Annotated in this window: 11 protein-coding genes and 1 other annotated feature (1 of these 12 running past the window's edge); of the genes, 1 reads left to right on the top strand and 10 read right to left on the bottom strand. The window is 60.8% G+C overall.

Annotation, left to right across the window (positions count from 1 at the left end):
* Positions 1–93 (bottom strand) — a binding site (T-box leader); it reaches 164 nt to the left of the window's first position.
* Positions 94–194: 101 nt separating this feature from the next.
* The 5 genes from JQM68_RS03625 to JQM68_RS03605 form a co-directional block, all read right to left on the bottom strand.
* Positions 195–752, bottom strand: coding sequence for an FUSC family protein (locus JQM68_RS03625; RefSeq protein ID WP_235221556.1), 558 nt, complete (start codon positions 750–752; stop codon positions 195–197).
* Between the two features lie 233 nt (positions 753–985).
* On the bottom strand, positions 986–1,666 hold the full coding sequence (locus tag JQM68_RS03620) for a YoaK family protein (RefSeq protein WP_235221555.1): 681 nt from the start codon (positions 1,664–1,666) through the stop codon (positions 986–988).
* A 61-nt stretch (positions 1,667–1,727) separates the two neighbouring features.
* The gene (gene carB, locus JQM68_RS03615) at positions 1,728–5,765 is read right to left on the bottom strand and encodes a carbamoyl-phosphate synthase large subunit (RefSeq protein WP_235221554.1); all 4,038 of its coding nucleotides are present in this window, start codon (positions 5,763–5,765) and stop codon (positions 1,728–1,730) included.
* Positions 5,765–6,829, bottom strand: a complete 1,065-nt coding sequence (locus JQM68_RS03610; protein WP_235221553.1) for a carbamoyl phosphate synthase small subunit — start codon at positions 6,827–6,829, stop codon at positions 5,765–5,767. Before JQM68_RS03610 ends, carB begins: the two co-directional genes overlap by 1 nt.
* Before the next feature lie 231 nt (positions 6,830–7,060).
* The gene (locus JQM68_RS03605) at positions 7,061–7,498 is read right to left on the bottom strand and encodes an Lrp/AsnC family transcriptional regulator (RefSeq protein ID WP_235221552.1); all 438 of its coding nucleotides are present in this window, start codon (positions 7,496–7,498) and stop codon (positions 7,061–7,063) included.
* A 163-nt stretch (positions 7,499–7,661) separates the two neighbouring features.
* On the opposite strand from JQM68_RS03605, the gene JQM68_RS03600 reads away from it, so the two are divergent.
* Positions 7,662–7,874 carry a hypothetical protein gene (locus tag JQM68_RS03600; RefSeq protein ID WP_235221551.1) on the top strand — a complete coding sequence of 71 codons (213 nt, stop codon included), beginning with the start codon at positions 7,662–7,664 and terminating at the stop codon, positions 7,872–7,874.
* A gap of 70 nt (positions 7,875–7,944) precedes the next feature.
* On the opposite strand, the gene lepA is transcribed toward JQM68_RS03600, so the two are convergent.
* The 5 genes from lepA to JQM68_RS03575 all read right to left on the bottom strand — a co-directional run bounded on the left by lepA (position 7,945) and on the right by JQM68_RS03575 (position 12,667).
* Positions 7,945–9,750 (bottom strand): translation elongation factor 4, encoded by a 1,806-nt coding sequence (lepA, locus tag JQM68_RS03595; RefSeq protein ID WP_235221550.1) that lies wholly within the window; start codon positions 9,748–9,750, stop codon positions 7,945–7,947.
* A 27-nt stretch (positions 9,751–9,777) separates the two neighbouring features.
* Positions 9,778–10,461, bottom strand: a complete 684-nt coding sequence (locus tag JQM68_RS03590; protein ID WP_235221549.1) for a helix-turn-helix domain-containing protein — start codon at positions 10,459–10,461, stop codon at positions 9,778–9,780.
* A gap of 121 nt (positions 10,462–10,582) precedes the next feature.
* On the bottom strand, positions 10,583–11,458 hold the full coding sequence (locus tag JQM68_RS03585; protein WP_235221548.1) for an HAD family hydrolase: 876 nt from the start codon (positions 11,456–11,458) through the stop codon (positions 10,583–10,585).
* Between the two features lie 46 nt (positions 11,459–11,504).
* Positions 11,505–12,194, bottom strand: coding sequence for a DivIVA domain-containing protein (locus tag JQM68_RS03580; RefSeq protein ID WP_235221547.1), 690 nt, complete (start codon positions 12,192–12,194; stop codon positions 11,505–11,507).
* Between the two features lie 32 nt (positions 12,195–12,226).
* Positions 12,227–12,667 (bottom strand): cell division protein SepF, encoded by a 441-nt coding sequence (locus tag JQM68_RS03575; RefSeq protein ID WP_235221546.1) that lies wholly within the window; start codon positions 12,665–12,667, stop codon positions 12,227–12,229.
* Between the last annotated feature and the right edge of the window lie 9 nt (positions 12,668–12,676).

Raw genomic sequence — 12,676 nt, 5'->3', positions numbered from 1 at the left:
CCAGTGACATCTTTCCACTCTGCATTGCCTCGCAGCGGCCGGCAACTCTCTGAAGCGTCTGTGGCAAGACTTTTTCCCCGTCATCGTATTTCGGATGATTGGTGTTGGGGCTACTATACTCGCCCCCCACACCTTTTGTCAAGGCGGCATTTTCAAGTTTTTGAAAAATCAACAAAACTTTTCTGCCGCCTGTTTTATTTTTTGTTCTTTCTGTGGATGAGCGGAACCTCCGGTCCCGTGTGGCTAATATCACTCTGAATGCCCAGCCACGCATAGAAACGGCGCATAAACCGGAACGTAAAGCCGCCGGGCAGCATGGCGTTGACGAACAGCGCGGCTATCACACCGACGCCGGTGTCCAGAATGCGGTTCAGAGCATAGGAGATATACGTGTCCGTGGGTGTGTTAAAGAGGATGATGCACAGCACCACGCCGCCGGGCTGGATGCCGCCCACCCAGATATACTGGCAGGCCACGATCAGGATCACCACGCCCACAAAGGTCAGCGGGATCAGGACCCAGCGGTTGCTGCCGTCAGGGAACAGCTCCGCGTAAACGGCGAACAGGGCCATGCCAATGAAGCCGCCCACCAGCGTGCCGAAAAAGCGGTTGCCGCCGTGGAGCTTGCTCATATCGTAGTCGCTGCCCATGCCGAAAATGGCGCCGATGCAGGCAAAAGCGGGGCTGCGGTCAAAAAAATAATAGACCAATGCACAGAGGGCGGCAGCGGTGGCGGTCTTGATATTCCGCATCCCGATCCTCGGCCATTGGAACTTTTTATGCTCTGTCTCTTTGCTCGTCCCCATGGGATTTCTCTCCCCGTTTCTTCCATGCAAGTTCAGATTCCGTTAAAATTCTATCATAGTTGAAGGAGGATGAGAAGTCTGCTGCACAAATTCTTTGCAAATTTTGCGTAGAATTTGCAGGGAGTTTGTTTTGGAAATTGCACAAAAGCCGTCGTATTTTCAAGCCGAAACCAACAAATTTACGCCTGCCTGCCCTTTTGACACATCAGCCCAAAGGCCGCCAGCTGAAATCCCGCCGCGCCCAGCACCGCCCGCTGGGGCGCCAGCCCGGTCAGCCATGCTCCCAGGGCCGCGCCCGCGATAAAACAGGCAATGACGGCGTAATAGCACAAGCCCTTTTCCACGCTTGTCCTCTTTCCGCCGGTAAGAGCGTGGTAAATGGCCTCCGTGCCGCTGCGGAGGTTTCCGGTGCACATGGTGGTGGCAAAGGGGTTGCCCCGGACCTTCCGGAAGGTCTCCACCTGCAGGGCGCAGACAAAGGCCACCAAGGTATTTGCCGCCGGGTCCCACTCTCCCCGGGGCAGGAACGCCACGACGCACAGCACGGCGATCTCGGCCAGCAGAACGGTGTGCCGCCAGTGATACCTGGGGCCGCTGCGGTGGTGCTCCCGGATGAACTCCGCCGCCAGAACACCCAGGGCGAAGGCCAGGATGGGAAGCAGATACCCCGCGGCTCTCCGCCACTGGCCCTGGATCAGGCAGATGCCGAAGAGCACCATGTTGCCCGTCTCCGCGTTGGCAAACACACCGCCCCGGCTGAGATAGGTGTAGGCGTCCAGCAGGCCGCCTGCCGCCGCCAGCAGAGCGCCCACCAAAAAGGACTCCGATTTTTGAAACTGTTTTTCCGTTTCCTGAAGCAATGTCCTTCCCTCTTTTCCGCAAAGCAGGGCCGTGCGGCAAAACGCCCACGGCCCTGTTGACTCAGTATTCCGCCTCGCCGGTATAGACCAGCTTCGCGTCTCCGGTGAGGGTCACCCGCTCGTCGGTGTAGTTGACGATGAGGTCGCCGCCCTTGGCCCGGACGGTGACGTCCTTGCCCTTTTCGCACAGGCCGTTGGCGACAGCCGCCACCACCGCTGCGCAGGCGCCGGTGCCGCAGGCCATGGTCTCGCCGCTGCCCCGCTCCCAGACCCGCATCTTGATGGTGCTGGGGTTCACCACCCGGATGAACTCCGTGTTGATACGCTCCGGGAAATGGGGCGCGTGCTCGAACCGGGGGCCGATGAAATCAATGTCCACGGCATCCACCCGGGGGCAGAACACCACACAATGGGGGTTGCCCATATCCACGCAGGTGATGCGGAAGGGCCGCCCGCCGATGACCACGGGATAGTCCACCACCGTCTGTTCCGCGATGGCAAATTTCAGCGCCGCCGTGTCCAGGGTGGCGTAGCCCATATCCACGCAGGCGGAAGTCACCTTGCCGCTGGTGGTGTAGAGCTTCACGGTCTTGGTGCCCTTGCCGGTCTCAATGGTCAGCTTCTCTTTTTTCACGATGCCATTGTCATAGAGGTACTTGCCCATGCACCGCAGGGCGTTGCCCGCCATCATGCCCTCGCTGCCGTCGGCGTTGAACATCCGCATCTTCGCGTCGGCCTTTTCCGACCGCTCCATGAGCACGATGCCGTCGGCGCCGATGCCGTGATGCCGGTCGCAGAAGGTCACGCACAGGGATTCGGGGCAGGTGATGGCCCCGTCCCAGTTTTCCAGGAAGATATAGTCGTTGCCGCAGGTCTCCATCTTGGCGAATTTCAGCTTCTGGCGCTCCGTCCGCAGGTGGCAGATGTCGATGAGCTCCGTGTTGTGCTGGTTGTACCGGGAGGCTAGAATATCCGTCAAAGCGTTGGCAGTGTCCAGAGAAGTGAGGCACGGAATGCCCAACTGGACGCAGCGGTGGTTCAGATGGATGAAATCTTTGATATAGCTGGGCTCGGTGGAGCCGGTGAGGATGACGTAATCGATTTTTCCATCTTCCAATAGCTGGAACACCCGGTTGTCCTGGCCCAGCTTGCCCACAACCTCCACATCGGTGCCGAGGCGGGAAATTTCCTGGGCGGTGCGCTCCGTGGCGTACAGCTTAAAGCCCATCTCGTCCAGCTTCCGGGCGATGTTGACGATCTCCGGCTGGTCCCGGCGGTTGACGGAGATGAGCACGCCGGCGTGCTCGCTCTTCTCCACCTTGTACCCGGCGGAGACCAGGCCCTTGAACAGCGCCTCCTGCATATCCTTGCCCAGGCCCAGCACCTCGCCGGTGGACTTCATCTCAGGGGACAGGGCGGCGTTGGCGTCGGTGATCTTCTCGAAGGAGAACACAGGCACCTTGACGGCCACATAGGGCGGCTGCTTGTAGAGCCCGGTGCCGTAGCCCAGGGAGGCCAGCGGCTGGCCCACCATGACCCTCGTCGCCAGGTCCACCATAGGCACGCCCGTCACCTTGGAGATGTAGGGCACAGTCCGGCTGGCCCGGGGATTGACCTCGATGACGTACAGGTCGTTCTGGTAAATCAGATACTGGATATTGATAAGTCCCTTGGTACCCAGGCTCAGGGCCAGCTTCTCGGAGCAGTCAATAATGGTCCGCAGCATCTTGTCGCCGATAGAGTAGGGCGGATAGACCGCGATAGAGTCGCCGGAGTGGACGCCGGTGCGCTCGATGTGCTGCATGACGCCGGGGATGAGGACATCCTTGCCGTCGGAGATGACGTCCACCTCCAGCTCCTTGCCCATCAGGTACTGGTCCACCAGCACGGGATTTTCGATTTTCCCGGAGAGGATGACCTCCATATAGGTCCGCACGTCCTCGTCGTTGTGGGCGATGACCATGTTCTGTCCGCCGATGACGTAGCTGGGCCGCAGCAGCACGGGATAGCCCAGCTCATGGGCGGCGTCCAGCGCCCCCTGCATGCCGGTGATGCCCATGCCGCGGGGGCGCTTGATGGAGAACCGCTCCAGCAGCTCGTCGAACCGCTCCCGGTCCTCGGCCATGTCGATAGACTCGGCGGAGGTGCCCATGATGCGGATGCCGTGGTCGTCCAGGAATTTCGTCAGCTTGATGGCCGTCTGGCCGCCGAAGGCCACCACCACGCCCACAGGCTTCTCCACCTCGATGATGTGCATAACGTCCTCGGGGTACAGGGGCTCGAAATACAGCCGGTCGGCGGTGTCGTAGTCGGTGGAGACGGTTTCCGGATTGTTGTTGACAATGACCACCTCGTAGCCCAGCTCTTTCAGCGTCCAGACGCAGTGGACGGAGGAGTAGTCGAACTCAATGCCCTGGCCGATGCGGATGGGGCCGGAGCCGAGGACCATGATGACGGGCTTGCCGCTGCGGGGGAAGGTACGGGACTCGCAGAACTGGTCAAAGGAGGAGTAGAAATAGGGGGTCTCGGCGTCAAACTCGGCGCCGCAGGTATCCACCATCTTGTAGACGGCGGTCTTGCTCTCGCAGGGCAGCGCTTCCGCCCCGGAGAGCCGCAGCAGGGCGCTGTCGGGATAGCCCAGCTTCTTTCCCGTCTCGTAGTGCTCGGCGGTGAGGCCGTCCTTCTCCAGCGCCAGCTCGAACTCCGCCATCTTCTTGAGCTTCGCCAGGAACCAGCGGTCGATTTTGGTGATGCTGAAAATTTCCTCGATGGAAATGCCGGACTTCAGCGCCTCGAACACCGTGAAAATGCGGTGGTCGTCCACCCGGCGGAGCCGTTCCCAGATAGGAGCGGTGTCCTCGGGGTCCACCTTGCGGTTCAGAGTGTCCAGGCCCACCTCGGCGCCCCGGACGGCCTTCATCAGCGCCATCTCGAAGCTGGGGGCGATGGACATGACCTCGCCGGTGGCCTTCATCTGGGTGCCCAGCTTGCGGGAAGCGTCGGCAAACTTGTCGAAGGGCCACTTGGGCATCTTCACCACGATGTAGTCCAGGGTGGGCTCGAAGCAGGCGCAGGTCTTGCCGGTGATGTCGTTTTTGATCTCGTCCAGGGTGTAGCCCAGGGCGATTTTGGTGGTGATTTTGGCGATGGGATAGCCGGTGGCTTTGGAGGCCAGGGCGGAGGAGCGGCTGACACGGGGGTTGACCTCGATGACCGCGTACTCAAAGCTGTCGGGGTTCAATGCCAGCTGCACGTTGCAGCCGCCCACGATACCAAGGTGGGTGATGATGTCCAGAGACGCCTTGCGGAGCATCTGGAACTCCTTGTCCGCCAGAGTCTGGGTGGGGGCTACCACGATGGAGTCGCCGGTGTGGACGCCCACGGGGTCCAGGTTCTCCATGGAGCAAACGGCGATGACGTTGCCCACGCCGTCCCGCATGGTCTCAAACTCAATTTCCTTCCAGCCGAAAATGGCCTTTTCGATGAGCACCTGGGTGATGGGAGAGGCATCCAGGCCCGTCTGGGCGATGATGCGCAGCTCTTTCGCGTTGTTTGCCGCGCCGCCGCCCGCGCCGCCCAGGGTAAAGGCGGGCCGGACGATGACGGGGTAGCCGATGCGGTCGGCCACCGCCAGGGCGTCCTCCACGGTCTCGGCAATGTCGGAGGCGATGACCGGCTGGCCGATCTCCGCCATGGCTTCCTTAAAGAGTTCCCGGTCCTCGGCCCGGGAGATGACCTTCGCGTCGGTGCCCAGCAGCCGGACGCCCTGTTCCTGGAGGAAGCCCTCCTTGTCCAGCTGCATCGCCAGGGTCAATCCGGTCTGGCCGCCCAGTCCCGCCAGGATGGAATCGGGCCGCTCCTTGAGAATGATGCGCTTGATGGTCTCGGTGGTCAGGGGCTCCAGGTAGATCTCGTCCGCCATGGCCTGGTCGGTCATAATGGTGGCGGGGTTGGAGTTGCACAGCACCACGTTGACCCCGGCCTCTTTCAGAATGCGGCAGGCCTGGGCGCCGGCGTAGTCGAACTCGGCGGCCTGGCCGATGACAATGGGGCCGGAGCCGATGACCAGGACTTTCTTGATGGAAGTATCGAGGGGCATTACCGGTCACCACCTTTCATCAGTTCCACAAAGCGGTCAAACAGGAAGGACGTATCTTTCGGGCCGGTGCAGGCTTCCGGGTGGAACTGCACGGTAAAGGCTTTCAAATCGGGGTAATCGATGCCCTCGCAGGTGCCGTCGTTGGCGTTGGCAAAGCTGATTTTACCCACCTTCACCGTGTCGGAATCCACGGCGTAGCCGTGGTTCTGGCTGGTGATATAGGTGCGGACGCCGTTCATATCCCGGACAGGCTGGTTGACGCCCCGGTGACCGTATTTCAGCTTGTAGGTCTTTCCGCCTACCGCTAGGGCCGTCAGCTGGTGGCCCAGGCAGATGCCGAACATGGGGACCTTCCCCAGCAGCTTTTTGATCTGTTCGATCTGGTAGATGTTCTCCGCCGGGTCACCGGGGCCGTTGGACAGCATCACGCCGTCGGGGTGCCCCTCCAGAATCTCCTCAGCGGAAGTCGTGGCAGGCAGGACGGTGACGGTGCAGCCCCGCTTCCGGAGCTCCCGGACGATGTTGCGCTTGGCGCCGTAGTCCAGAAGGGAGACCTTGAATCTCTCCTCCCCCTCCGCCGGGTAAACAGCAGGCTCCCGGCAGGTGACGGCCTCCACCACGCCGGTGACGGCGTAGGTCTCCACCGGCGTCAGGTCGGCGGGCACTGCGTCGCAAATCGTCGCGTTCATCACGCCGTGCTCCCGGATGATGCGGGTGAGCTGGCGGGTGTCCACGCCGTACAGCCCCGGCACGCCCTGCTCTTTCAGATAGGTGTCCAGGTCGCAGTCGGTGCGGAAGTTGGACGGCGCCTCGCACCACTCCCGGACCACATAGCCCTTCACGCAGCAGGCGCCCTCGAAATCCTCCCGGATGATGCCGTAGTTGCCGATGAGGGGATAGGTCTGCATGACGATCTGTCCCGCGTAGCTGGGGTCGGTCAGGGTCTCGATGTAGCCGCACATGCCGGTGGTGAACACTAGCTCGCCCACGGCGGCGGTGTCTGCGCCGAAGCGGACGCCCTCAAAAACCTGGCCGTCCTGGAGCACTAAATAGCCCTTTTTCATACTTTCCTCCTGCTTTTGCCCGAAATTTCCCATTTTTTATTTCTATGTCATTATGCAAGTTTTTCCGCCCGCCGTCAATGATTCTCCGCCTGCCGGGAAGTAGACTTTCTCGCGGGAAAGGTATTACTTTTTGTGCATTTTCGCAAAGGTGGACCTATCCGCCCCCATATGGGCCATTTGACCCGCAGCAGGGCAAAAAAACAGGGCGGCTCGGTGCGCCGCCCTGTTTTTTCAAAGATCCTCCACCGGAAACTGCGTGTCCTTGCGCTGGTGCAGGCAAAAGTAGGATTCTGTCGTGGCAGCCTGCTGAAAGGACTCCACCAGCGCTTCAAAGGATGCCATATCCTTACAAATGACCCGCAGCAGCAAGCCGGTGCGCCCCGCCAGGTCCCAGGCGGCCATCACTTCCGGCCTGTCCTCGATCAGCCGGTAGAGGCTTTCCTCCGCGCCGGCATGGGCGGTCGCCAGCACCACGGCCTCGATCTCATACCCCGCAGCCGCGGCGTTGATGTCCGCGTGGTAGCCCCGGATGATCTGCTGCTCCTCCAGCCGGTGTACCCGTTCCGCCGCGGCCGGTACGCTCATGGAGATCTGCTCGGCCAGCGCCGTCATGGTGATCCGTGCGTCCTGCTGCAGCACGCGCAGGATGCGGCGGTCTGTTGTATCCATATGGATGCCCCCTTGAAGTGTTCTTAAAATTCGGAATGTATTCTAGCGAATTTCCTTGAAAGCGTCAAGTTATTTGGGCAAAACTCCTTATTTAAGGCATGTAATTTTGTGTATATCGATGATATACTGCATCATGTTAAGAAAAAACAAGGAGGTATTCACGATGGATACGAAAAAGGAGAAAAAGATCATTCACCGCGCCTGGGCCGTTGTCGGTCTGCTGCTGGTCATCATGGTGGGCGCCATGCTGGAGGGCCTCAGCGCCGTCAAGGGCACCACGCTGTACTATCTCAGCGGCGCGCTGACGGTCCTGACCTTCATCGGCGCTTCCGGCTACTGCACCCATACGCTGACCGAGCTGGAAAAGCTGGGTTAAATCCCCGCGCACCAAAAGCGCAGGCCCCCGAAATCGGGGACCTGCGCTTTTTCCATATTTTCCGGGAAACTCACTCGTCCAGCTTGAGGACCGCCAAAAACGCCTCTGTCGGCACCTGTACCGTGCCCAGGGACCGCATTTTCTTTTTGCCCTCTTTCTGCTTTTCCAGCAGCTTTTTCTTCCGGGTGACATCGCCGCCGTAGCACTTGGCCAGCACATCCTTGCGCATGGCCTTGATGGTCTCCCGGGCAATGATCCGGCCGCCGATGGCCGCCTGGATGGGTACCTCGAACAGCTGGCGGGGCACGTTCTCCTTCAGCTTCTCACATAGCTTCCGCGCCCGGGGATAGGCCTTGTCCTTGTGGGCGATAAAGCTCAGGGCGTCCACCTTGTCGCCGTTTAAGAGGAGGTCCACCTTTACCAGCTCGCTGGGCCGGTAGTCGGACAGCTCATAGTCCAGGGAGGCGTAGCCCTTGGTATTGGCCTTCAGGGTATCAAAGAAGTCGTAGATGATCTCGTTCAGGGGCATCTGGTAGTGGAGCTCCACAAGATTCGTGTCCAGATACTGCATATCCTTGAACTCGCCCCGGCGGGTCTGGCACAGGGGCATGATGTTGCCCACGTACTCGTTGGGCGTGATGATGGACACCTTGACGTAGGGCTCCTCGGCGTGCTCGATGGACGCGGGGTCGGGGTAGTTGTGGGGGTTGTCCACCCGGACCAGGGTGCCGTCGGTCTTGTAGACATTGTAGATGACGGAGGGCAGGGTGGTCACAAGGTCCAGGTCAAACTCCCGCTCCAGCCGCTCCTGGATGACCTCCATGTGGAGCATTCCCAAAAAGCCGCAGCGGAAGCCAAAGCCCAGGGCTACGGAGCTCTCCGGCTCGAAGCTCAAAGACGCGTCGTTCAGCCGCAGCTTCTCCAAAGCGTCCCGCAGGTCGGGATACTTGCTGCCGTCCTCGGTGTAGATGCCGCAGTAGACCATGGGCTGCACGGGACGGTAACCCGGCAGAGCCTCGGCGGTGGGATTGGCGGCGTCGGTGACGGTATCGCCCACCCGGGTGTCCTGCACGTTCTTGATGGAGGCGGTGAAATAGCCCACCTCGCCGGCCTCCAGCGCATCGCAGGGCTCCAGGCCCAGAGGCAGCAGGTGGCCGCACTCCACCACCTGGTACGCGGCGCCGGTAGCCATCAGCTTTACCGTCTGTCCGGTGCGGATGGAGCCCTCCATCAGCCGCATGTAGACGATGACGCCCCGGTAGCTGTCATACTGGCTGTCGAAGATCAGGGCCTTGAGGGGCGCGTTCACATCGCCGGTGGGGGCGGGCACGTTCTGTACGATGTCCTCCAGCACGGCGTCGATGTTGATGCCCATTTTGGCGGAGATCTCCGGCGCGTCCATGGCGGGCAGGCCGATGATGTCCTCCACCTCATGCTTGGCCTTCTCCGGGTTGGCGGCGGGCAGGTCGATCTTGTTGAACACCGGTAAAATCTCCAGGTCGTGCTCCATGGCGAGGTAGGTGTTGGCCAATGTCTGGGCCTCCACGCCCTGGGTGGCGTCCACCACCAGCACCGCGCCCTCGCAGGCCGCCAGAGACCGGGAGACCTCATAGTTGAAGTCCACATGGCCCGGGGTGTCGATGAGGTTCAGCTCGTAGACCTGCCCATCCTGGGCCTTGTAGTTCAGCCGGACCGCCCGGGCCTTGATGGTGATACCACGCTCCCGCTCCAGGTCCATGTTGTCCAGTAGCTGGCTCTCCATCTGCCGCTGGGAGACCGCCTCGCACTTCTCCAGCAGCCGGTCCGCCAGCGTGGATTTGCCGTGGTCAATATGGGCGATAATACTGAAATTACGAATATTGGCTTGCTTTGTCATAGATCAATAACCTCCGCAAACAAGTCCTCACTGCTCCGCCAGACCGTTCATTCTGGCGTCGGCGGTACTCAAAACCTGGGTCATGCTCTGGCAGCGGCCGGGATAGGCGGCGGCAAGGGCGTCGTGCGACAGGTCGGGGAACTCCGCCTTCTGCTCCGCCTGGTCCCGCAGGGCATGGACATAGCGCAGCTCCGCCAGCTTCCGGTCCGCTTCGGACACATCCATGGCGCAGTCATCGCTGTCCAGGGCAAAATAGTTCTCATTGGCCCCGGCGGAGCGGTACAGGTGGCGGTACAGCTGGTACACCGCGCCGCCCAGGTAGTCGGCGGCGGCGTTGATGGCCCGCTTATCTCCCAGCTTGCCCAGCAGCCCGAACAGCACGCCCATGGCGCCGGACAGCAGCTTGCTCTGGAGGGTCGCCAGCACGCTGCCCTGGAGAATGTTCCCCGGCTCGGCGGCGTTCAATACCTCCTCGGAGGTCAGCATGCTGCCCTCCCGGGACAGGGTGCGGCCCAGAATAAAATCGGCGGACACGTTGTAATAGTCGCAGGCCTTTACCACGAAGCCGAGGCCCGGCTCCCGGACGCCGTTTTCGTAGTGGCTCAGCAGCGCCTGGGAAATACCCAGATCCCCGGCGGCGGTCCGCTGGGAAACGCCCCGCTCCTTCCGCAGCAGGGACAGCGTGCGTGAAAATTCAGATGTGGAAGCCATTTTCCTCGTTCCTTTCCCTCTTTTTAAATACGCAGGGTATAGTTTAGCAGAAATGCTACGAATTGTAAAGAAACTTGTGTCATCAAAATCAAACTGCCGGGCAGCTGCCCGGCAGTTCCATTCAGAATAGTCCCACCTGATCCGGCAGCACATCGCCGCCGATATTCCGCAGCTGGCGGCTGTTTTCATCCCCCAATTGGTCCACAATGGCCATCTTGCGAATGATGTTCCTGGCCGTCAGGTCCAGGGCGGTGCCCTCGCTGTAATCCGCCGGGAAGATGAAGTCCACCCGGCCCTTGGCCAGCAGGTCCTCCACGCCCAGGCGGTTGGCCGCCTGATACACGGCGATGGCCTGGCCGCCGTAGGCCCGCATCATTTTCATGCAGGGCACATCGGAAAGACCGTCGCCAATGTAGATCATGTTGGTGAAAGGCACCCGCTTGCTGTCGTCGGGCATGGAGTCGTTCAGCGTCTTGTCATCGGACACGTCCAGCACGCCCTTGTTGATGCGGTAGACGAACTGGGTCTTGGCAGTGAAGTTGACCGTCAGCTTGGGCCACACGGGCCGTCCTTCCCCGTCATAGTAAAACTCGCTGGCGTAGATCTCCTTGAATTCGCCGCTGATGGCGGAACCCTCGATGATCTCCCGCAGGCCGGAGGAAATGACGTAGTGCTCCACCTGGACGCCCTGTTCCTCACCAAAGGCGTTGATGCGGCGGAACCAGCCCTCCACGCCGGGAAACAGCACAATGTCCCGTCCCATCTCCCGCAGGCTCTCCCGGGTAAAGGGCAGGTGCCGCTTTTCCGACTCCTGGATCATGGTATACATATAGGCCAGAATGCCGTCCATCCGGTTAGCGTGGCCGAAGCCGTTGGCCAGCGCCCAGAATTCCTTAGGCGTCATGCCCAGGCTGGGGATAAAGGCGTAGTCCTCCATATCCGTTGTGCAGAGGGTCTTGTCAAAGTCGTACAGAAACGCAATGATGGGCTTGTCCATAGTGCTCCTCCCAGGAAAAAAGCGGCTCGAAAGAGCCGCTTTTTGGTTATTCTCCGGTATAATTCCGGCCAAACTTCAAATCGTCCAGATTGATGCGGCGGGTGGCGTCCAGATCCTCCGTCCGGGCGAAGGGGTCGCCCTCGGGATACGGGTCCTCCGGCACGGCGGGCTCCTGAACGGGCTCCGCGGCGGGCTCCTCCACAGGCTGCTCCTTGAAGGCGGCCATGACCTTCTCCTCGATCTCCTCCACCGGAGCGGCCTTCGCCGCCGGGGCAGGCTCCGCCACAGGCAGCTCGGGCAGCTGCTCCAGGAAGCTCAGCTCCTTATTGCAGATGTCCCGGCTGGCGGCGATGAATCTGGACAGCTCGATCTGTCCCTGCCGCAGGCGCTCCTCCGCCTCGCCCAGTTCCAGGCGGTAGGCCTCGATCTTCTCCCGGGCGCCGGATTCCGCCTGGGCCAGGATCTCGTCCCGCTTGGCCTCCGCCTCGTGGACGATGGAATCCGCCATCTTCTGGGCGGTCAGCAGGGTCGCCCGCATGGCGTCCTCGGTGGAACGGTACTCCTCCACCTTTTCCACCAGCACCTTCAGCTTGGCTTTCAGCGCCGCGTTCTCTTTATAAAGGGCCGTATAGTCATCGGTCAGCTCGTCCAGAAACTCATCGACCATGGCCATATTATAGCCGCCCATGACCGCCTTGGCAAAGGCATGGGTGGAAACTTCCTGCGGTGTCAGCATAGCACTGTTACCCCCCGTATGTATTTTCTATATTAGAAGTAGAGACCGTTGTTTTCCAGCTCGTCGATCAGGTCGCCCTCGATGTCCACATGGTAGGGCGTGATGATATAGGTGTTGGCAGCGATCTTCTTGATCTTTCCCTCGCCGGCATAGGCCACGCCGGACAGGAAATCCACCAGACGGCGGGCGATGTCCTTGTTGGTGGACTCCAGGTTCAGCACCACGGTCCGCTTGTCCTTCAGGTGGTCGGCGATCTCGGAGGCATTTTCAAACCGTTCGGGCTTCACCAGCACCACTTTCAGCTGGGTGGTGGCGTGGATGTTGACCACCTTGTTCCGGCGGTCCTCCACCTTCACCCGCTGGTCCTCAAAGGCGTCCCGGCTGCTGCGGGCGGGCTCCTCAAAATCCTCGAACTCTTCATCCTCGTCCTCGTAAGGATGGGTCAGCTTTTTCAGTTCATCGATCAGGCTCATGTTTCAAAA

It is taken from the genome of Oscillibacter valericigenes (assembly GCF_021531435.1).
Classification (GTDB): domain Bacteria; phylum Bacillota; class Clostridia; order Oscillospirales; family Oscillospiraceae; genus Oscillibacter; species Oscillibacter valericigenes_B.
The sequence above is the reverse complement of the archived record's forward strand: the minus strand, read 5'-3'. Positions and strand labels throughout refer to the sequence as shown.

Coding starts and splice junctions, on each gene's coding strand:
- JQM68_RS03605 (WP_235221552.1), bottom strand. CDS start 7,498: ATGGATACAACAGACCGCCGCATCCTGCGCGTGCTGCAGCAGGACGCA.
- carB (WP_235221554.1), bottom strand. CDS start 5,765: ATGCCCCTCGATACTTCCATCAAGAAAGTCCTGGTCATCGGCTCCGGC.
- JQM68_RS03600 (WP_235221551.1), top strand. CDS start 7,662: ATGGATACGAAAAAGGAGAAAAAGATCATTCACCGCGCCTGGGCCGTT.
- lepA (WP_235221550.1), bottom strand. CDS start 9,750: ATGACAAAGCAAGCCAATATTCGTAATTTCAGTATTATCGCCCATATT.
- JQM68_RS03585 (WP_235221548.1), bottom strand. CDS start 11,458: ATGGACAAGCCCATCATTGCGTTTCTGTACGACTTTGACAAGACCCTC.
- JQM68_RS03575 (WP_235221546.1), bottom strand. CDS start 12,667: ATGAGCCTGATCGATGAACTGAAAAAGCTGACCCATCCTTACGAGGAC.
- JQM68_RS03580 (WP_235221547.1), bottom strand. CDS start 12,194: ATGCTGACACCGCAGGAAGTTTCCACCCATGCCTTTGCCAAGGCGGTC.
- JQM68_RS03610 (WP_235221553.1), bottom strand. CDS start 6,829: ATGAAAAAGGGCTATTTAGTGCTCCAGGACGGCCAGGTTTTTGAGGGC.
- JQM68_RS03625 (WP_235221556.1), bottom strand. CDS start 752: ATGCGGAATATCAAGACCGCCACCGCTGCCGCCCTCTGTGCATTGGTC.
- JQM68_RS03590 (WP_235221549.1), bottom strand. CDS start 10,461: ATGGCTTCCACATCTGAATTTTCACGCACGCTGTCCCTGCTGCGGAAG.